General features: G+C 67.4%; 12 protein-coding genes. 9 read left to right on the plus strand and 3 right to left on the minus strand.

Annotation, left to right across the window (positions count from 1 at the left end; translation table 11 throughout):
- Positions 1-3: 3 nt before the first annotated feature.
- Both PGN16_RS16125 and PGN16_RS16130 read right to left on the minus strand, forming a co-directional pair.
- On the minus strand, positions 4-1,233 hold the full coding sequence (locus PGN16_RS16125; RefSeq protein ID WP_335310399.1) for a cytochrome P450: 1,230 nt from the start codon (positions 1,231-1,233) through the stop codon (positions 4-6).
- The gene (locus PGN16_RS16130; RefSeq protein WP_335310400.1) at positions 1,233-3,485 is read right to left on the minus strand and encodes a TonB-dependent receptor; all 2,253 of its coding nucleotides are present in this window, start codon (positions 3,483-3,485) and stop codon (positions 1,233-1,235) included. Before PGN16_RS16130 ends, PGN16_RS16125 begins: the two co-directional genes overlap by 1 nt.
- Before the next feature lie 202 nt (positions 3,486-3,687).
- Between PGN16_RS16130 and PGN16_RS16135 the strand changes: the two genes are divergently transcribed.
- Positions 3,688-5,106: an aldehyde dehydrogenase family protein gene (locus PGN16_RS16135; RefSeq protein WP_058756367.1), complete on the plus strand. Its 1,419-nt coding sequence runs from the start codon at positions 3,688-3,690 to the stop codon at positions 5,104-5,106.
- Between the two features lie 83 nt (positions 5,107-5,189).
- A complete protein-coding gene (locus tag PGN16_RS16140) occupies positions 5,190-6,002 on the plus strand; it encodes an SDR family NAD(P)-dependent oxidoreductase (protein ID WP_058756349.1) in 813 nt (270 codons plus the stop codon).
- On the opposite strand, the gene PGN16_RS16145 is transcribed toward PGN16_RS16140, so the two are convergent.
- Positions 5,999-6,769 carry a helix-turn-helix transcriptional regulator gene (locus tag PGN16_RS16145; RefSeq protein WP_335310401.1) on the minus strand — a complete coding sequence of 257 codons (771 nt, stop codon included), beginning with the start codon at positions 6,767-6,769 and terminating at the stop codon, positions 5,999-6,001. The two genes, PGN16_RS16140 and PGN16_RS16145, sit on opposite strands and share 4 nt — an antisense overlap.
- A gap of 215 nt (positions 6,770-6,984) precedes the next feature.
- Here PGN16_RS16145 and PGN16_RS16150 point away from each other — a divergent pair, with 215 nt between their 5' ends.
- The 7 genes from PGN16_RS16150 (at position 6,985) to PGN16_RS16180 (ending at position 18,258) form a co-directional block, all read left to right on the plus strand.
- Positions 6,985-8,709, plus strand: a complete 1,725-nt coding sequence (locus PGN16_RS16150; RefSeq protein ID WP_335310402.1) for a thiamine pyrophosphate-binding protein — start codon at positions 6,985-6,987, stop codon at positions 8,707-8,709.
- Positions 8,706-9,758 carry a zinc-binding dehydrogenase gene (locus PGN16_RS16155; RefSeq protein WP_058756346.1) on the plus strand — a complete coding sequence of 351 codons (1,053 nt, stop codon included), beginning with the start codon at positions 8,706-8,708 and terminating at the stop codon, positions 9,756-9,758. Before PGN16_RS16150 ends, PGN16_RS16155 begins: the two co-directional genes overlap by 4 nt.
- A 24-nt stretch (positions 9,759-9,782) precedes the next feature.
- On the plus strand, positions 9,783-11,213 hold the full coding sequence (locus tag PGN16_RS16160) for an aldehyde dehydrogenase family protein (RefSeq protein ID WP_335310403.1): 1,431 nt from the start codon (positions 9,783-9,785) through the stop codon (positions 11,211-11,213).
- A gap of 1 nt (position 11,214) precedes the next feature.
- Positions 11,215-12,693, plus strand: coding sequence for a class I adenylate-forming enzyme family protein (locus tag PGN16_RS16165; RefSeq protein WP_335310404.1), 1,479 nt, complete (start codon positions 11,215-11,217; stop codon positions 12,691-12,693).
- A gap of 124 nt (positions 12,694-12,817) precedes the next feature.
- A complete protein-coding gene (locus PGN16_RS16170; RefSeq protein WP_335310405.1) occupies positions 12,818-15,109 on the plus strand; it encodes a TonB-dependent receptor in 2,292 nt (763 codons plus the stop codon).
- A 272-nt stretch (positions 15,110-15,381) separates the two neighbouring features.
- Positions 15,382-16,341 (plus strand): IS481 family transposase, encoded by a 960-nt coding sequence (locus tag PGN16_RS16175; RefSeq protein ID WP_335310406.1) that lies wholly within the window; start codon positions 15,382-15,384, stop codon positions 16,339-16,341.
- A 537-nt stretch (positions 16,342-16,878) separates the two neighbouring features.
- Entirely contained in the window at positions 16,879-18,258 is a 1,380-nt protein-coding gene (locus PGN16_RS16180) for a hypothetical protein (RefSeq protein ID WP_443019667.1), read from the plus strand.
- The last annotated feature ends 66 nt before the right edge of the window (positions 18,259-18,324 follow it).

Genomic DNA, 18,324 nt, shown 5'->3' on the forward strand with positions numbered 1-18,324 from the left:
CCCTTATGCAGGCCGCAGGATGACGTCGAGGTTCTTCAGGCCGTTGATGAAGTTCGACCGGAACCGTCGCGGCGGCGCTTGCACCTCGAACGACGTAACACGGTCGGCCAGCATGTCGAAGGCGATCCGCAGCTGCATTTCGGCCAGCCGCGAACCGACGCAGACATGCTGGCCCGCGCCGAAGCCGACATGCTGCGCGCCCTTGCGGCGGACGTCGAAACGGTCGGCGTCCGGGAACACGTTTTCGTCGCGATTGGCGGAGATGTACCACAGCACGACCTTGTCGCCCTTCGCGATCTCCTGCCCGCCCACTATCGCGTCGGCCATCGCGGTGCGGCGCATGTGCATGACCGGGCTGGCGTAGCGGACCATTTCGGGCGCGGCGGTCTTCAACACGTCGCGGTCGGTGCGGACCGCCTGCCATTGTTCGGGGTGCGCGGAGAAGGCGGCGACGCTGTGGCTCAGCGAGTTGCGCGTCGTCTCGTTGCCGCCGACCAGCACCAGGATCAGATTACCGATGAAGTCGCGGAACGGCACCGGCACGCCATCGATCTCGGCATTGGCGAGCAGCGAGGCGATGTCGGACGTCGGCTCCGCACGTCGCGCCTCGAACAATTCCTGTCCGAAGGCGAAGAACTCGCCCAGCGTGGTGGCCATCGCCTCCGGGCTCTGGCGGAACTCCGGGTCGTCCTCGCCGACGAAGGCGTTGGTCCAGTCGTACAGCTTCGGCCACAGGTCGATCGACACGCCCAGCAATTCGGCGAGCGTCATCAACGGCAGTGGCGCGGAGAGCAACGGGACGAGGTCGACCGGCTCGCCCAGCGGGATCTCCGCCACCAGCCGCGTGACGCGTTCGCGGATCCGCGTCTCGATATCGCCGAGCCGCGCGGGCGACAGCGCCGGCATCACGAACTTGCGATAGCGGGTGTGTACCGGCGGATCGCGGGAGATGAACGGGATGCCGATCGCCGAGTCGCCGGCGCCGGTCAGCCCGACCTCGTTTTCGTTGAAGATGCGGTGGCCACCATTCTCGTAGGCGGAGGAGAACAGGAGCGGCTGGCGCGATACCTCGACGATATCGGCGTGGCGCATCACCGACCAGAAGCCGGCGCCGTCGGCTTCGGGGTTCCAGTGGACGGGATCGTCGCGGCGCAACTCGGCGAACACGTCCCACGGCACCCCGGCTTCGTAGAGCGCAGGGTCCTTCAGGTCGGGCGTCAGGATCGTGGCCATCAGAACGCCACCCGGATCGAGCCGCCATAGGTCCGCGGCGTGGAGGGGATCAGGAAGTTGTACGGGAAGCCCGCGCCGCGCAGGTCGAGGCCATAGGCATAGATGCGCGCATTCAGCAGGTTGTTGGCAAACGCCTTGAAGGTGAAGCGCCCGGTAGTCAGCGCTGCGGTGAGGTTGACCTTGGCATAGCCTTCCTGCTGCAATTCGCTGTTCCGCTGCCCGGTGCCGGCGGCGTTGATGTCGTTGAACGGCGAGAAATATTGCCGCGAGAAGTATGCGACGCTCGGCGAGATCGTCAGCCCGTCGTTGCCGTTCCTGAACAGCGACAGGTCGAACCCGCCCTGCGCGGTGAAGCGCGGCGCGAACGGCAGGTCGTTGCCGTCGAGCACGGTGTTCTGGAGGGTCAGCGACTTGTAGGTCGAGTGCAGGTAACCCGCCGCGGCGGTGACCGCGATGGCGGGCGACAGTCGCCAGCGTGCCTCGGCTTCGGCGCCGTACACTTGCGCCTTGGGCGCGTTGACCAGGAACGACACCGGGCCGGGGCGCGTGTCCTGCACCTGCTGGTTGCTGTAATCGTAGTAGAAGCCCGCCGCGCTGAGCGTCAGCGCATTGTCGAAGTAACGGCCCTTCAGCCCGACCTCGTACGCGTTCACCCGTTCGGGCGCGATGTAGTTGATGCCCGCCGACGAGGTATAGCCACCGCCGTTGAACGCGCCGGAGCGATAGCCGCGATTGTAGCTGGCATAGAGCAGCGTCCCGTTGTCGAACGTATAGGCCAGCGACACGCGCCCGGTCAGCGCATTGTTGCGTCCGTCGAGATCGAAGCGCGCATTCGGATCGTAGGCGCAGGTGCCCGCGACGCCGGGGCAGGGGACGGTGGTCGCCAGCGGGGTCTGTGGTCCGCCGATATCGCCCGCGAACAGATATGCCTGTCCATCGCGATACTGGCTGCGATCCCACGTATAGCGCGCGCCGAGCGTCAGGGTGAGCTTCTCGGTCAGGTCGTAGTCGCCCTGCGCGAACACCGCGTACGAGCGTCGCACCTGCCGGTAATGCTGGAAGAAGCCGCCGTTCACCCCCGGCCCCAGCGCCTGCCCGATGTTGAAGGTGTTGTCGGTGGTGACGGTGTCGCGACCGTAGAAGACGCCGCCGACCGCCTTCAGCCGGTCGCCGCTGTAGTTCAGCCGTGCTTCCTCGCTGAACTGCCCGAACTTCGACTGCCAGTTGATGTCCAGCACGTCGAGCGGCGAGCCGTCGGCGGCCTGTTGCAGGTTCTGGCGCCCGCCGTCGCCCGAGGTGATCGAGGTCAGCGTCAGCGTCGGCGACAGTTCGTAGGCGATCGTCGCCGACGCGCCATACGCCTGTGTGCGGTTCAGCCCGATGCGGTTTTCGTCGACCTGAAAGAAGCCGAGTCCGGTGCGATACGCCTCGATCCCGTGCACCGCGGCCTGCGTTCCGCGGTCGCGCCCGCCATAGGCCTTGATCTTGATGTCGAGCGGCCCGTCGCCGGGGCGGATGCGCAGCGTCGCGCGGCCCTGCAACGTGTCCTGCGAATTGGGGTCGCGCCCGCCGCGGAAGACGTTGTCGATCTGCCCGTCGCCCTTCGCGTAATTGGCGGCGACGCGCAGCCCGAGCTGATCCTCGACCATCGTCGTCTCGATCGCACCCTGCGCGGTGAAGGTGTTGAAATTGCCGTAGCCGGCCTCGGCATAGCCTTCGTTGCCGTGCAGCGTCGGCGACTTGGTGATGAAGTTGATCGCGCCGCCGGTGGTGTTGCGCCCGAACAACGTCCCCTGTGGGCCGCGCAGCACCTCGACGCGCTCCAGATCGAACAGCCCCATGCCGTGCGCGGTGCGGCTGGCGAGATAGACGTCGTCGACATAGACGCCGATCGGCGATGCCTGATTGGAATTATACTCGTTCGCGACGCTGATCCCGCGGAGCGAAAAGTTCGGCTGCGTCGCGCCATACGGGCTGCTGACCTGAAGGTTCGGTACCGCGGCGGCGAGGTTGGCGGAATTGGTGATGCCCTTGGTCGTGAGCGTGTTGCCGCCGATCGCCGAGATCGCGATCGGCACCGACAGGATCGATTGTTCGCGGCGCTGCGCGGTGACGATGATGTCCCCCTCGGCGCCGGGCTGATCGGGGGCCGGGCTCCGTTCGGTGGCGGCGGGTTCCGCCGTCTGCGCCAGGGCGAGCGCAGGAAATGCACAGGCTGCTCCTGCGAGCAGCGCCGCGGTGATCTTGGCCATGTCAGCCTCTCCTATGGTGGGGAGGCTCTGTGCCGGCCTCTTCCCTGTCATGGGGTGTAGCGCGTCGGGGGCGCGGCTGCTTTGCACCGCCTTGCGCGGCTTTTTGACAAATCCTGCGCGCGGTGAGGGGCGCGCGGCGATTTCTGCTAGCGGAATGGCGACGCGTTCCGCGATGGACGGAGGCGCAGCGCAGGAGAGCGAGATGGGTTTCGACGGTCCGTTCACGATGACGATCGGCGGTCGGGCGGTGGCGGGCGACGCCACGTTCGACGTGGTCAATCCCGCGACCGAGGCGGTGATCGGCGCTGCCCCCGACGCGACCCGCGCGCAACTGGACAACGCGGTCGCCGCCGCGCGTGCTGCGTTTCCCGGCTGGGCCGCAACCCCAATCGCAGAGCGCCGCGCGCTGATCGACCGGCTCGGCGATGCGGTGATGGCGGAGATCGACGGGTTCAAGCGGCTGCTGACCGCCGAGCAGGGCAAGCCGCACGCCGATGCGCAGAACGAGATCGGCGGCGCGGCGCTGTGGCTGAAGGGGGCGGCGACGCTCGACCTGCCCGTCACCGTCAACGAGGATTCCGCGGACCGCTACAGTGAGACGCGACACGTCCCGATCGGCGTGGTCGGGGCGATCGCGCCGTGGAATTTCCCGATAGTGCTGGCGATGTTCAAGGTCGGGCCGGCGTTGCTGGCGGGCAATACGATGGTGCTGAAACCGTCGCCGTTCACCCCGCTGACCACGCTGAAGTTCGGCGAGCTGGCGGCGACGATCCTGCCGCCGGGTGTGTTGAACGTCATCAGCGGTGGCGATGCGCTGGGGCCGTGGCTGACCGAACATCCCGGCATCGACAAGGTCAGCTTCACCGGATCGACCGCCACCGGACGACGCGTGATGCAGAGCGCGTCGGCGACGCTGAAGCGGGTGACGCTGGAACTGGGCGGCAACGACCCCGCGATCGTCCTGCCCGACGCCGATGTCGCGGCGGTGGCGGAGAAACTGTTCTGGGCGGCGTTCGCGAATAACGGCCAGATCTGTATCGCGACGAAGCGGATGTACGTCCACGAGGATATCTACGAGCCGCTGAAGGAGGCGCTGGTCGCCTATGCCGCGACGGTGAAGGTCGGGGATGGATCGGAGCAGGGGACGCGGCTCGGCCCGATCAACAACCGTCCGCAATATGAGCGCGTACTCGACCTGATCCGTGATGCGAAGGAACGCGGCTACACCTTCCTGACCGGCGGGGAGGCGAGCGGGACGCCGGGCTATTTCGTGCCGGTCACGATCATCGACAATCCGCCCGAGGACAGCCGGATCGTGCAGGAGGAACAGTTCGGCCCGGTCCTGCCGCTCCTGAAGTTCCGCGACGTCGAGGATGCGATCGCGCGCGCCAACGCCAGCGATTACGGGCTCGGCGCGTCGGTGTGGGGCAGCGACGAGGATGCCGCCTTCGCGGTGGCGGAGCGGATCGCCAGCGGTACCGTCTGGGTCAACGAGACGCAGCATTTGACCCCGCTCGCGGCGTTCGGTGGCGTCAAGCAATCGGGCGTCGGGGTCGAGGGCGGTGTCGAGGGGCTGCTGGAATATACGAACGTGAAGACGCTGGTTCGCCGACGCCAGTGAGGTGGCTCGACGTACGGTTTTCCGTCCGTCGACGTCGACACGCCCGCCTGATCTAATCGCCCCGCTTCAAGGAGGGTGCGACGATGCGGTTCGGCGGCAAGGTGGTGATCGTGACCGGCGGTGGGTCGGGGATCGGAGAGGCGACCGTCCGGCGGTTCGCGGGTGAAGGCGCCTCGGTGGTAGTCGGCGATGTGCGCGCCGAGGCGATGACCCGCGTGCTGGGCGAGCTAGGCGACGATCGTCATCTCGGCGTGGTCGTCGATGTGATCGACCCCGCCGCGATCGAGCGGATGATCGAACAGGCGGTCGCGCGGTTTGGGCGGATCGATACGCTGGTCAACAATGCCGGCATGGGATCGTTCGGGCGCGTGACCGAGATCGACATGGCGCATTGGGACGAGGTGATGCGCGTCGACGTCGCCTCGGTCTTCTGGGCCAGCCGACAGGCGATCCCGCATCTGGCGCGTACCGGCGGGTCGATCGTCAACGTCGCCTCCGCCTCTGGCATGGCCGCCGATTACGGGTTCGCGGCGTATAATGCGGCGAAGGCGGCGGTGCTGAACCTGACGCGTGCGATGGCGATCGACCATGCGCCGCAGGTGCGCGTCAATGCGGTCAGTCCGGGCTTGACCGCGACCCCGCTCGCCACCGGGCTGACCGGCAACCCGGCGGTGATGGCGGCGTATGACGGCGTGTTGCCGATGGGGCGGCCGGCGGCGCCCGCGGAGATCGCGGCGACGATCGCCTTCCTCGCCTCCGACGACGCCGCTTATGTGAACGGCCATAATCTGGTCGTCGACGGCGGGATGACCGCGCACACCGGGCAGCCGAACTTTACGCGGCTGCTGGGCGAAGCGAGCCATCTGGCGGGCGCGGAGAGCGCCGTTCGTCGTTAATGCAGCCGCGCCGTATCGGTGCCGACCATCGCCGCGACCAGTGCCGAGCGGTTGTGGATCGACAATTTGGCGTAGATCCGGCGCAGGTGGTTTTCGACCGTATGTTCGGCCAGCCCGACCAGATAGGCGATCTCCTTGTTCTGTTTGCCCTGGCAGACGAGGGTCGCGATCTCCGCCTCGCGCGGGGACAGGCGGCCGAGTACCGCAGGCGCGGCGTCGGTGCGGTCGAAGTAACCGGCGCGCAGGCTGTTGAGGCCGTTGGCGTGACGCAGGACGTCGCGCAACATGAAGCTGCCGACCATGTCCTGCAGGCGGCGGGTCAGTGCGTCGAGCCGCGCCGCCGCGCCGCCATCAGGCGGCATCGCGGAGCGCCGGTAGTGATAGCCGATCGTGGCGTAGAGCCCGGACAGCAGCCGCCGCGTCGAGGCGCCGACGACATGGATGTCGTGTTCGTACATGAAGTGCCAGTAACGCGCCGGCGTCGCGCCCGACCGTAAACGGTCATCCTGTGCGAGCAGCACGCCGTCATAATCGGCGAGATCGTCGCGTTCCTTGATGGTCGGGTGCGTGAAGGGATCGTCGTGGAAGATCGTGTGCCGTTCGTAACGGTCCTTCGTCTCCGCGGAGATGTTGTGGTGGAACAGGTGCGACAGGCGCGGGGCGGCGCCGGTGCGGTCGCACAGGAAGATCGACGCGCTGTGCAGGCCGCAGCTGTCGATGATGTGGCGGGCGAAATCGCGCACGTCGCCCGGCAAGGTCGCTTCCATCGCACTCTCCTTCGCATCGCCCGTTATGGCCGGGTCGATGGCTAGCGTCGCAGCCTAGCGCGATTGTCGGCACGCGGCCAGCGTCACCGTGCGGCGCCGTTGACGGATTCCCGTCAACGGCTCGTGCCGCCGCGACTTACGGATATCCGTCCGTGCCCGCCCGGCGCCCACTCCGATAGCATCGCGACCAGAAACGAACGGGAAGAGGATCGACGATGGCGGAGGCGGATCATATCCACGCGGCGACGGACGGCGGCACGGCGGTGGCCCGCGCCATGTCGGCGGCGGGCGTGACGACGATCTTCGCGCTGCATGGCGGGCATCTGGACGCGGCGTTCAAGGGGTTCCTCGACGAAGGCATCACGCTGGTCGATACGCGGCACGAGGCGTGCGCGGGCCATGCCGCGGAGGGCTGGGCTCGCGTTACTGGCGGGCTGGGCGTATGCATGATCACCGCCGGGCCGGGCTTCACCAATGCGCTGACCTCAATGGCGAACGCGCGGCTGGACGGGGTGCCGGTGCTGTTCATGGCGGGCGCGCCGCCGCTGCGCGAGGAGGCGCTCAACGTCCTTCAAGGCGGGGTCGACCAGATCGCGATGGCGCGCCCGGTCGTGAAGCACGCCGTCCGCATCACCGACCCCGATCGTATCGCGGACCAGATCGCCAACGCGATCACGATCGCGCTGGGCGGGCGTCCCGGCCCGGTGTTCGTCGAGTTGCCGATCGATGTACTGGCTCGCCCGGCGCGGCTGCCCGCGGTGCTGCCGCGCCCGGTCACCGCGGCACCGACCGCGCCGTTGCCTGCACAGGTCGAGCAGGTCGTGCAGCTGCTGGAGCAGGCAAAGCGCCCGGTCGCGATCCTCGGATCGCTGGCGCGGTATCAGGCGACGCCAGCGCAGGCCGCGGCGTTCCTCGACACGCTCGGCATCCCGGTGGTGCAGTCGAGCCGCGCGCTCGGCCTCGTCGATCCGGCGCATCCCGGCTACGCGCACGATCCGGGCGCGATCGCCGCCGCGACGGCGGGCGGCGAGGCGCCCGACCTGATCCTGATGCTCGGTTCGCGTTTCGGGCTGTTCCTCGCCGGACGCACGCGCGCCTTCTTCCCGGACGATGCGACGATCGTGCAGGTCCATGCCGATGCCGCGGAATTCGGCCTGATCCACGCCCCCGCGCTGGCGACGACCGCGCATGTCGGGGCGTTCATGGATGCGGTGGCGGCGGCGTGGGACCGGTCCGCGGACCGCTTCCACGACTGGCGCGACACGATGCGCCGCGCGTCGCAGGCGATCGGCGGCGAGTTCAGCGAGGAGACGCGCTCGGGCAAGCTCAACCCCTATTTCGCGGCGCGCGCTGCGGTGGATGGCGCGCCCGCCGACACCAGCTTCGTGCTGGAGGGCGGCGAGGCCGGGTTGTGGGCGGGGTATCATGCGCGCGTCGCGCATCCCGGCGGGGTGTTGACGTTCGGGCAACTCGGCGCGCTCGGCACCGGCTTCGGTTTCGCGCTGGGTGCGGCCTACGCGCGGCCGGGCAAGCCGGTGGTGCAGATTACCGGCGACGGCGCGGTCGGTTTCCACTTGCAGGAATTCGAGACGATGGTGCGGCAGCGGTTGCCGATCGTCACCGTGGTGCTCAACAACAGCTGCTGGGGGCAGTCGATCCACGGGCAGCAGATCCTGTACGGCGAGAATTACAGCTGCATCTCGGTGCTGGGCGACATCAAGTATCACGAGATCGCACAGGGGTTCGGCTGTTACGGCGAGCGGGTGACGACGCTGGACGAGATCGGGCCGGCGATCGCGCGCGCGTTCGCCTCCGGCAAGCCGGGCTGCATCGACGTCACGGTCGACGCCGACCTCGTGCTGCCGATGACTGCCGCGATGCTGGGCGAGGCCGCGCCGGGCGAGGTGATGGTGCCCTATTACGAGAACTTCAAACTGTGAGGGCGGCGGTCCTGCATGGCGGGCGGATCACGCTGGAGGACGTCGCCGAACCGGTGCCTGCGCCCGGCCTGGTGCTTGCCGCGCCGCTGGCGTGCGGGGTGTGCGGGAGCGACCTGCACGCGCGCGATCACGCACCGCATTTGTGCGACCTGCTCCACCGTGCCGGCTTCCGCGGCTTCATGGACCCGGCGCAGCCGGTGGTGATGGGGCATGAATTCTGCGCCGAACTGCTCGAACCCGCAGCGGGGCTGCCGCGCGGGGCGCGGGTCGTGTCGCAGCCGTTTCTGGTCGATGCGCAGGGTGTCGCGCTGATCGGTTTCTCCAACCGCTACAATGGTGCGTTCGCGGAGCGGATGGTGTTGCAGGAGGATGCGCTGCTCGGCGTTCCCGACCACGTTCCGACCGATATCGCGGCGCTGACCGAGCCGCTGGCGGTCGCGGTCCATGCCGTGGCGGAGGCGGGCGTCGACGAACGGTGCGTGTTCGCGGTGCATGGCTGCGGCCCGGTCGGGCTGTTCGTGATCGCGCGGTTGCGGGCGCTGGGGCTGGGGCCGGTGCTGGCGGTCGATCTGGTCGCGTCGCGGCGCGCGATGGCGGAGCGGATGGGCGCGGACGCGGTGCTGTCGCCCGATGGCGATGCGGTGACGCGCTGGTGGGCGGCGCAGGGCCTCCACGCCGGATTGTCGGACAGCGTGGCGCGCGGCACGGGCGGGCGGCGCGCGGTGATCTTCGAGTGCGTCGGCAGGCCGGGAATGCTCGCCGCGCTGGCGGAAGGCGCGCCGATCGGCGCGACGATCGCAGTGGCGGGCGTGTGCATGCAGAGCGACGCCATCGAGCCGGCACTGCTGATCCAGAAGTCGATCCAGTTACGGTTCGTCTTTGCCTATTCCGCCGACGAGTTCCGCGCGGCGTTCGACATGATCGTCGCCGATCCCGCCGCGCTGGCGCCGATGGTGACCGGCGCGGTGACGATCGCCGCGGTCGATACCGCCTTCGCCGCGCTGACCGCGGGTGGCGAACAGATCAAGATGATGGTCCGCCCGGCCTGAGCCGGCGACCGCGAGGAGAGAGAGATGCGCGAAGCGTTGCAATTCTACATCGATGGCCGCTGGGTAGCGCCGCATGGGTCGACGGTGATCGACGTGATCGACCCCGCCGACGCCGGGGTGGCGGGGCGCGTCGCGATTGGTGATGCCGCCGACGTCGACGTGGCGGTCGCCGCCGCGCGGCGCGCGTTCGATGGCTTCTCGCGCACCAGCGTCACGGAGCGCGCCGAGCTGCTCGATGCGATCATCGCGGCCTATCAGAAGCGCGCGGGCGATTTCGCCGATGCGGTGACCGCGGAGATGGGCGCGCCCGCGTGGCTGGCGAGTGCGGCGCAGGTGCCGATCGGGCTGGCGCATCTTCAGGTCGCGCGGCAGCTGCTCGATGATTATGCTTTCTCCGAGCAGCGCGGTGCGACGCTGCTGGTCAAGGAACCGGTCGGCGTTTGCGGGTTCATCACGCCGTGGAACTGGCCGCTGAACCAGATCGCGTGCAAGGTCGCGCCGGCGCTGGCGGTCGGGTGCACGATGGTGCTGAAGCCATCGGAGGTCGCGCCGTTCACCGGGCATATCTTTGCCGAGGTGCTGGCGGAGGCAGGGGTGCCCGCCGGGGTCTTCAACCTCGTCCATGGCGACGGGCCGGGAGTCGGAGCGGCGCTGTCGTCGCATCCCGAGGTCGACATGGTGTCCTTCACCGGCTCGACCCGCGCCGGGGTGGAGGTGGCGCGCGCCGCCGCGCCGACCGTCAAGCGCGTGCATCAGGAGCTGGGCGGCAAGTCCGCCAATATCGTACTGCCCTCCGCCGATCTGGAACAGGCGGTGACCGGCGGGGTCGGTGCGATGATGGTCAATTCCGGCCAGTCGTGCAACGCGCCGTCGCGGATGCTGGTCCCAGCCGCCGCGATGCCGCGCGCGAAGGAGATCGCGGCGGAAGCGGCGGCGACGCACAACGTCGGCGCGCCGTCCAGCAATGCGAAACTCGGCCCGGTGGTCAGCGGCGTGCAATGGGACAAGATCCAGCGGCTGATCCAGGCGGGCATCGACGAGGGCGCAACATTGGTGGCGGGCGGCCCCGGCCGGCCCGAGGGGCTGGAGCAGGGCTTCTACGTCCGCCCGACCGTGTTCGCCGACGTCACCAACGACATGGAGATCGCCCGCGAGGAAATCTTCGGACCGGTGCTGACGATCCTCGGCTATGACGATGTGGAACAGGCGATCGGGATCGCCAACGACACGCCCTACGGCCTGGCGGCCTATGTGCAGGGGGAGCAGCAGGAGGCGCAGGCGGTCGCGGCGCGGCTGCGCGCGGGGCAGGTGTATCTCAACTATCCCGAGCTGGACATGACCGCGCCGTTCGGCGGCTACAAGCAATCGGGCAACGGCCGCGAATGGGGCGCGCATGCCTTTGGCGAGTTCCTGGAGGTGAAGGCGGTGATGGGCGTCGCGGCTGCGGATCGCTGAGATGACGGCGACGCTGCCCGGCCTGCTGGCGGCGGCGGTCGCCGTCGATCCGCAGGCGCCCGCGATCCTGTACCGCGACGAACGGCTGTCGTTTGCCGATCTCGACCGGCGCAGCGCCGCCTTCGCGGGTGCGTTGCAACGGGCGGGGGTGGGGGCGGGCGAGCGGATGTTCCTGTGCCTGCAGAACGTGCCCGAGTTCGTCGTCGCGCTGCTCGGCGCGGCGCGGGCGGGGGTGGTGACGGTGCCGCTTAACCCGATGTATCGGCGACCGGAGATCGAGAAGCTCGCCGCCGATTGCACCCCGCGCGCGATCGTCGCGGAGGTCGATCATGCGCGCGACGTGCTGGGCGATGCGCTGCCGGGGTTGCATCGCTTCACCGTCGGCGAGGGCGGGACGTTTCCCGCTGATGGCGAGGCGGGGGCGGATGTGCCGGCCGATCCGCTGATGCTGGTCTATACCTCCGGCACGACCGGGCGACCGAAGGGGGCGGTGATAGACCACGGCCACCTGCTTGCGGGGGCGTCCTTCTACCGCGAGGCCGCAGCGCTGCGCCCCGGTGAGCCGATCCTTGCCGCGGCGCCGCTGTTCCATGTCACCGGCCTCAGCGGCCATATCGGTGCAGCGCTCGCCGCGCGTGCGCCGCTGATCCTGTGCTACCGCTTTCAGCCCGAGAATGTGCTCGACGCGATCGAGCGGCATCGCCCGGTCTTCACCGTCGCGGCGATCACTGCGCTGGCCGCGCTGATCGACTCGCCCGCGTTCGCGCCGGCGCGGGCGGCGAGTTTGCGGACGATCTTCTCCGGTGGTGCGCCGGTCGCGCCCGCGCTGCGTGAGCGTGTTCGGGCGGCGACCGGGGTGATGCTGCGCAACGTCTATGGCCTGACCGAGACGGTCGCGCCGGTGGTCGCCGCGCCGGCCGATCCGCCGACGCCGGTCGATCGCGCGACCGGGGCGCTGTCGGTGGGCAAGGCGGTGGCGGGGGTAACACTGCGGGTGGTCGACGACGCCGGCGATGACGCGGCACCGGGCGAGGCGGGCGAGATCGTCGTGGCGGGGCCGAGCGTCGTCTCCCGATATTGGCGCGCGCCCGAAGCGACCGCCGAGGCGATGCGGCCCGACGGCTTCCGTACCGGCGATGTCGGGGTGCTGACGGACGGCTGGCTGTTCCTCGTCGATCGCAAGAAGGACATGATCGTCGCGTCGGGCTTCAAGGTGTGGCCGCGCGAGGTGGAGGATGTGCTGTACGCGCATCCGGCGATCCGCGAGGCGGCGGTCGTCGGCGTGCCCGATCCCTATCGCGGCGAGACGGTGAAGGCGGTGGTCAGCCTGCGCCCCGGCATGTCGCTGAACGAGGGCGAACTGGTCGCCTTCTGTCGCGAGCGGCTGGCGGCGTACAAGGTGCCGCGGCTGGTGGCATTCGTGGCGGCGCTGCCCAAGACCGCCACGGGCAAGATCCTGCGCCGCGAGCTGCGCGACTGACGCGGGCCACGACGCGGGCCACGACGCGGTTACGGATATCCGCTTATCGACGCCAACCGGGCCGCCCCATAGCCTCACCCCATCAGAGCCGAACGATCGGCCATATGCAGGAGAGGGCGGTATGATGTCGCGTTATTATCTGGGTGCGGCGGCGCTGGCGATACTGGCGCACGGCGGACACGCGCAGGCGCAGGTCGCCGCCACCACCGACACGCCCCCCGCCGACGCGGCGACTGGGCAGGCGCCCGACGACAGGGCCACGCAACAGGCCGGCGACATCATCGTCACCGCGCAACGTCGTTCGGAATCGCTGCTGAAGGTGCCGGTGGCGGTCACCGCGATCTCGCAGGACGATCTCGCCCGGCGCGGCATCGCCAACACCGCGCAGCTGACCGGCACCGTCCCGTCGCTTCAGGTCAACAGCCCGTATGGCGACTCGCAACCGAACTTCACGATCCGCGGGATCGGCGTCGCCAACGAACACAATCCCAATCAGGCTTCGCCGGTCGGCGTCTATTTCGACGACGCCTATATCGCGGCGCGCGCGGCGCACGGGCTGCAACTCTACGATCTTCAGCGGATCGAGGTGCTGCGCGGGCCGCAGGGGACGCTTTACGGGCGCAACACCACCGGCGGCGCGATCAACTTCATCTCGCGGCGTCCCGACCTCGAAGGATCGAGCGGCAATATTCAGGTCGGCTACGCCAATTACGACACCTTCACCGCGCAAGGGGCGGTGGAGACGACGCTGGCGAAGGACGTCGCCGGCCTGCGCCTGTCGTTCAACTATGCGAAGGGCGACGGCTATATCCGTAACATCGCGAGCGGCCAGCCCGACCTCAATTCGACGGACACGCTTGCGGGCCGCGCGATCCTGCGCGTGAAGCCGACCGAGCGGCTCGATATCGTCATCAAGGGCACTTACGGACGCACCAACCCGACGCAGGCGGCGGTGTTCAACCGCGGTACCGGGGCGGACGGGTTCAACCCGGTGCTGAACACCAGCCGCGCGGAGAAGGGGCTCGGCTTCTTCGAGGTCGACAGCCAGCGTGTAGGCCGCAGCTATATCAAGGCCTATGGCACCGAGGCGCTGATCAAATACACGCTGTCGGATGCGGTCGAGCTGACCTCGCTGACGTCATACGACCATCTGACGCAGAAGTTCACGCAGGAGGGCACCGGGCTGGAATCCCCGACGTTCCGCCAGCCGCTGGACACGCTGTACGGCAACGTCTTCGACATGTTCAATCAGGAGCTCCGCGTCGCCTATTCCAACGACCGCACGAACGTGCAGGCGGGGGTTTACTACGGTTACGACATGGACGCGTCGGACAGCTATTACTGGTTGCTCGACGGTGCCGCGATGATCCGTCAGCGCTACGACCAGATCCGGCGGTCCTATGCGGCGTTCGCGCAAGGCGACCAGAAGTTCGGCTCGCATGTGTCGGTGACGTTGGGGCTGCGCTACACCAAGGATCAGGGGCGGTATCAGGATTATGCGGCCTATGCGGTGCCGCAGCGCGCCTTTACCGGGACGCGCGACACCAGCGTGTTCGCGCCCGCGAGTGGCACGTTCTTCCTCGGCGGCTATGATACGGGGAGCGCGCGGATCACGTCGGGACCGACGCTGAAGCTGGACAGCGACGCGCTGACCGGGCGTGCGGCGATCAACTATAGCTTCGATAGCGGCCAGATCCTCTATGCCAGCTACAGCCGCGGTTACCGTGCGGCGGCGTTCTGCGGGCAGTGCTTCACCGGGCCGATCAACACGACCAAGCCGGAGCAGGTCGACGCGTACGAGATCGGCGCGAAGGGTCGGACGCTGAACGATCTGCTGTCGCTGTCCGTGTCCGCGTTCCTGATGAAATACCGCAACCAGCAGATCAACGAGCAGATCGGCGCGGAGACGATCCTGCGCAACGTCGACAAGAGCAAGATGCAGGGCGTCGAGATCGAGGCGAACCTGGCGCCGAGCAGCGACCTGCGGATCAATGCCTCCGCCTCGTTCCTCGACGCGCGTTATCAGGAACTGCGGCTGTCGGCGGGCGACCTGACGGGACGGCGGCTGCCGTATGCGCCCCGCTTCTCCGCAACCGGATCGGTCGACTGGACGCTGGCGCGCACGGGGGCGGGCCGGTTCCTGTTCACGCCGTCGTTTGTCTACACCGGGCTGGTATATTTTACGCCCTACAACCGCGTAGCCGGCAACGGGAACCTGCGGCAGGACGCCAATACGAAAGTCAACGCGCAGCTCAGCTACGAAACGGAGCGCTACACGGTGCGTGGCTGGGTGACGAACCTGACCAACGCGAAGACATTCGCCGACGGCCTCGACCTGCGCGCCTCGTTCGGCTTCGACTATCTGATCCAGAGCGCACCACGCACCTATGGAGCAAGTGTCGCCTTTCGTTTCTGAGGGGCGGCCTCGACAGACGCCACGTCCCTCGATTTCGCGACAGCCGATGATGTCGGGCGAAACATCAAAGCTCGACAATTGGGGATATGTGACATCGTCCGGTGCGGGGCCGGGCAACCGCCGTCCGGTTCTGACGCCGATCCGTTAACTACCGTTTCAAACGCGTTCACCAGTGTCAGAAGTTCGCGTCCGATCGTCTACGTGGCGGTAACTAGGTGTTTGATCCCACGGTTTGATGGTGCGATCCTTTCGTTCGAATGGAAGGATGCCGTATGGGACAGGTACGTCACGGGTGCGCCACGACTACGCACGCTGTCCGAGCAGCAATACAGCGATCGCAAGCTTCGCTCGCGACGCTGAGCCGTGAGCTGGGGATCAACCCCAAGACGGTGGCGAAGTGGCGTAAGAGGGCAACCGTCGAGGATCTGAAGACCGGGCCGAAGGCCCCTCATTCAACGACCCTGACCGAGGCGGAGGAGGCAATGGTGGTGGCGTTCCGTCGCCACACACTGCTGCCGCTCGACGACTGCCTCTACGCATTGCAGCCGTCGCTACCGCACCTGACCCGGTCAGCGCTGCACCGTTGCCTTCAGCGGCACGGCATCTCACGGCTACCGGATGTCGAGGGCGACAAGCCCAAGCGTCAGCGCTTCAAGCGTTATCCGATTGGTTTCTTCCACATTGATATCGCCGAGGTGCAGACTGCCGAAGGCAAGCTCTATCTGTTCGTTGGCATAGACCGCACCAGCAAGTTCGCGGTCACCCAGCTGGTCGACAAGGCCGATAGGCGTACAGCATGGGAGTTCCTCGAACACCTGCTGAAGACCGTGCCGTACCGGATACACACGATCCTGACCGATAATGGCATTCAGTTCGCCGAGCAGCCGCGCAACCGGAACACCGCCTGGTCGCGCCAGATGCGCTTCGACATGATCTGCGAGGCAAACGGCATCGAGCATCGCCTCACCAAGCCGAACCATCCTTGGACCAACGGACAAGTCGAGCGGATGAACCGCACCATCAAGGAGGCGACCGTCAAACGCTTCCACTACGAGAGCCACGACCAGCTCCGGACGCACCTCGCCGACTTCATGGCCGCCTACAACTTTGCCCGCCGGCTCAAGACGCTCAGCGGCCTCACACCCTACGAATATATCGCCAAGATCTGGACGTCAGAGCTAGACCGGTTCATCGTCGACCCGATCCACCAGATGCCGGGACTGAACACGTAGCAGGCAAACGACGTCTGACCTCGGGAAATACCAAGCAAGCTCGCGGTACTGACAGCGAAGCCCGTAAAACTCGAATGACCGGAAGTCCCAGCCCCGCGCCGCTCGGGAGCAAGCCGGTACATTGGTTTGTCGGCATCCAGCCCTGCATCCCGCGCCGGCGATCGCGCAACGAGCCGGTCAGATACGACAAGCACCGCTACCGGCGCCGCGAACCGGCTCATTGACAATTATTTGGTATACGATCAGCTTCGCTTGATGAGCAAAGCTATTCGCCGTACAATGACGATCGTGATCGCATTGGCTTTCGCTTTCGCTACGCCCGCGATCGCTCGACCGCGCACGCCTCTCGCCCGCGTCGTCGCTGAATGGCGCGCCATGATTGTGCGAATGACCGCCACGCGCGTTCCTGACTTTTCTCCCGCTGCGCAAAAAATTGGGGGACAACGGCTGGCGATCGTCCGCGCCAAGCTGGCGGCAATTGACCGGCGGAGTCTGACGCCTGCCGAACAAATCGATGAAGACCTGATCGAAGCCGAGATGAGCGGACTCGACTTCCAGCTGCGCGTGCTCCGCCCGTGGGCACGTGATCCAGGCTATTACGCGACCGTCTGGTCCGAACAGAGCGACGTACCGGCGCATGAGGGGCCGAACGCTCCGGTGATTGACTTGTGGCGATACGCGTATCCGCTGTCCGCGCACGACTCGACACGGCTGTCGAAGCAACTCGCGGCGATTCCCGCGCTTCTTGACGCGGCGCGCGTCAATCTCGCCGGCAGCCAGGCGCATGATCTGTTTGCGTATGGCGCGCGCGCTTTTCACGATCAGGCGGACGTACTAGCGCAGCTCGAAGCCGGGACACTCGAGCTGCGGTCGCTCGAAGGTCGCCGTCGCGCTGATCTGTCAGGGGAGCGCCAGCGTCTACGCCCGGTGATCCGCGCCGCGCGGGTGGCCACCGAGAGGTTCGCCGCCTGGATCGAGGCAGAAGCGCCGCGGCGCACTGGTCCGTCGGGGATCGGACGCGCCGATTACGACTGGGCCGCGCGCCACGTCTATCTCTCTCCCTATGACTGGGCAGCGCAAGAGATCTTGCTCAAGCGCGAATTGTCGCGTGCCTGGGCGGGGCTTGCGTTGGAGGAAGTGCGCAATCGGACGCTGCCGCCGCTGGCGATGCCGCAGAGCGCAAACGCGTTCAATCAGGCGTCACTAGCCAAAGCCGAACGCTTCACGCAATTCCTGATCGATCGTGGCATGGTACCCGATCGTCCCTGGTATCGCGCCGCCATACCGGCTCAACTGGTAAAATGGCGCCCTCCCACGGAGCGCGACTTCTTCGGCCATGTCGTCGCGCAGGACCCACTGCCGCTCTACAGCCATTTCTATCACTGGATCGAGCTGGCGCGGATGGCGCACGAACCGCATCCTGATCCGGTCCGTCAGGGACCGTTGCCCTTCAACATCTGGCAGGATCGCTCCGAAGGTGTCGCCACCGCGATGGAGGAACTGGCGATGCAGGCCGGGCTCTACGACGATCTTCCGCGCGGGCGCGAACTGGTGTGGATCATGCTCGCCAACCGAGCCGCGCGCGGCCTCGCCTCGCTCTACGTACAGGACAATCGCATGACGCTGGCGGAGGCGGGGCGTTTCCACGCGCGCTGGACGCCGCGCGGCTGGTCCGACCCCGATAGCCGCCTCGTCGGCTTCGAGCAGCTCCTTTACCTGCGGCAGCCGGGTTACGGTGCGAGCTACATCGTCGGCAAGATCCAGCTCGACGACCTGCTTGCCCGCCAGTCCGAACGCGCCAGCCGCGCCGGCCGCCCGTTCGACGCCGCCGCCACGCTCGCCGCCCTTGCGCAACCGGGCATCATGCCGTTGTCGCTGGTCGAACGCGCGTTGGATGCCGAGGAACACGCCAACTAAGATTCGGGAAAGGCGGCCCGTAAAGAGGTGCGCCCCCGATAACCGCAGCAGGAACAGGGAAAACGA

Source organism: Sphingomonas phyllosphaerae (genome assembly GCF_036946485.1).
GTDB lineage: Bacteria > Pseudomonadota > Alphaproteobacteria > Sphingomonadales > Sphingomonadaceae > Sphingomonas > Sphingomonas phyllosphaerae_E.

Coding starts and splice junctions, on each gene's coding strand:
- PGN16_RS16180 (WP_443019667.1), top strand. CDS start 16,879: ATGAGCGGACTCGACTTCCAGCTGCGCGTGCTCCGCCCGTGGGCACGT.
- PGN16_RS16135 (WP_058756367.1), top strand. CDS start 3,688: ATGGGTTTCGACGGTCCGTTCACGATGACGATCGGCGGTCGGGCGGTG.
- PGN16_RS16170 (WP_335310405.1), top strand. CDS start 12,818: ATGTCGCGTTATTATCTGGGTGCGGCGGCGCTGGCGATACTGGCGCAC.
- PGN16_RS16140 (WP_058756349.1), top strand. CDS start 5,190: ATGCGGTTCGGCGGCAAGGTGGTGATCGTGACCGGCGGTGGGTCGGGG.
- PGN16_RS16145 (WP_335310401.1), bottom strand. CDS start 6,769: ATGGAAGCGACCTTGCCGGGCGACGTGCGCGATTTCGCCCGCCACATC.
- PGN16_RS16130 (WP_335310400.1), bottom strand. CDS start 3,485: ATGGCCAAGATCACCGCGGCGCTGCTCGCAGGAGCAGCCTGTGCATTT.
- PGN16_RS16175 (WP_335310406.1), top strand. CDS start 15,382: ATGGGACAGGTACGTCACGGGTGCGCCACGACTACGCACGCTGTCCGA.
- PGN16_RS16165 (WP_335310404.1), top strand. CDS start 11,215: ATGACGGCGACGCTGCCCGGCCTGCTGGCGGCGGCGGTCGCCGTCGAT.
- PGN16_RS16150 (WP_335310402.1), top strand. CDS start 6,985: ATGGCGGAGGCGGATCATATCCACGCGGCGACGGACGGCGGCACGGCG.
- PGN16_RS16125 (WP_335310399.1), bottom strand. CDS start 1,233: ATGGCCACGATCCTGACGCCCGACCTGAAGGACCCTGCGCTCTACGAA.
- PGN16_RS16160 (WP_335310403.1), top strand. CDS start 9,783: ATGCGCGAAGCGTTGCAATTCTACATCGATGGCCGCTGGGTAGCGCCG.